Below are 1,855 nucleotides of genomic sequence, written 5' to 3' on the forward strand. Positions count from 1 at the left end.
CCCACCCCACCCCCCACCCCCCCCCCCCGCCACCGGCGCCCGCGCGAACCCCCACAGCCCCACCCCTATAAGGTTTTACTGCTCGTTTTCTATCAGACAATCTGTGTGAGCACTACGCGGGTTGTATCTTTTAGGTAAGGAGGTGATCCAACCGCAGGTTCCCCTACGGTTACCTTGTTACGACTTCACCCCAGTCATGAATCACAAAGTGGTAAGCGCCCTCCCGAAGGTTAAGCTACCTACTTCTTTTGCAACCCACTCCCATGGTGTGACGGGCGGTGTGTACAAGGCCCGGGAACGTATTCACCGTAGCATTCTGATCTACGATTACTAGCGATTCCGACTTCATGGAGTCGAGTTGCAGACTCCAATCCGGACTACGACGCACTTTATGAGGTCCGCTTGCTCTCGCGAGGTCGCTTCTCTTTGTATGCGCCATTGTAGCACGTGTGTAGCCCTACTCGTAAGGGCCATGATGACTTGACGTCATCCCCACCTTCCTCCAGTTTATCACTGGCAGTCTCCTTTGAGTTCCCGGCCGAACCGCTGGCAACAAAGGATAAGGGTTGCGCTCGTTGCGGGACTTAACCCAACATTTCACAACACGAGCTGACGACAGCCATGCAGCACCTGTCTCAGAGTTCCCGAAGGCACCAATCCATCTCTGGAAAGTTCTCTGGATGTCAAGAGTAGGTAAGGTTCTTCGCGTTGCATCGAATTAAACCACATGCTCCACCGCTTGTGCGGGCCCCCGTCAATTCATTTGAGTTTTAACCTTGCGGCCGTACTCCCCAGGCGGTCGACTTAACGCGTTAGCTCCGGAAGCCACGCCTCAAGGGCACAACCTCCAAGTCGACATCGTTTACGGCGTGGACTACCAGGGTATCTAATCCTGTTTGCTCCCCACGCTTTCGCACCTGAGCGTCAGTCTTTGTCCAGGGGGCCGCCTTCGCCACCGGTATTCCTCCAGATCTCTACGCATTTCACCGCTACACCTGGAATTCTACCCCCCTCTACAAGACTCAAGCTTGCCAGTTTCGAATGCAGTTCCCAGGTTGAGCCCGGGGATTTCACATCCGACTTAACAAACCGCCTGCGTGCGCTTTACGCCCAGTAATTCCGATTAACGCTTGCACCCTCCGTATTACCGCGGCTGCTGGCACGGAGTTAGCCGGTGCTTCTTCTGCGAGTAACGTCAATCACTAAGGTTATTAACCTTAATGCCTTCCTCCTCGCTGAAAGTACTTTACAACCCGAAGGCCTTCTTCATACACGCGGCATGGCTGCATCAGGCTTGCGCCCATTGTGCAATATTCCCCACTGCTGCCTCCCGTAGGAGTCTGGACCGTGTCTCAGTTCCAGTGTGGCTGGTCATCCTCTCAGACCAGCTAGGGATCGTCGCCTAGGTGAGCCATTACCCCACCTACTAGCTAATCCCATCTGGGTTCATCTGATGGCAAGAGGCCCGAAGGTCCCCCTCTTTGGTCTTGCGACGTTATGCGGTATTAGCTACCGTTTCCAGTAGTTATCCCCCTCCATCAGGCAGATCCCCAGACATTACTCACCCGTCCGCCGCTCGTCACCCAGGAGCAAGCTCCCCGTGCTACCGCTCGACTTGCATGTGTTAGGCCTGCCGCCAGCGTTCAATCTGAGCCATGATCAAACTCTTCAATTTAAAAGTGTTTGATGCTCAAAGAATTAAAACTGTTTATAAAATCAGTAGTCACTCTTCAAGACTTGATATTTGTTTGCATCCGAAGATGCTGAGATATCAATCCTGCGAGTGCCCACACAGATTGTCTGATAAATTGTTAAAGAGCAGTGAGTCAGGCGCTTTCGCTTGCTAACTCGAGGT

1 rRNA gene is annotated in these 1,855 nt (G+C 53.4%); it reads right to left on the reverse strand.

Features of this window, described 5'->3' with window-relative positions:
- Window positions 1-135: 135 nt before the first annotated feature.
- Window positions 136-1,675: ribosomal RNA gene (locus ACR6JA_RS21485) — 16S ribosomal RNA — on the reverse strand.
- Window positions 1,676-1,855: the final 180 nt, after the last annotated feature.

Source organism: Cedecea sp. B1(4) (assembly GCF_059414925.1).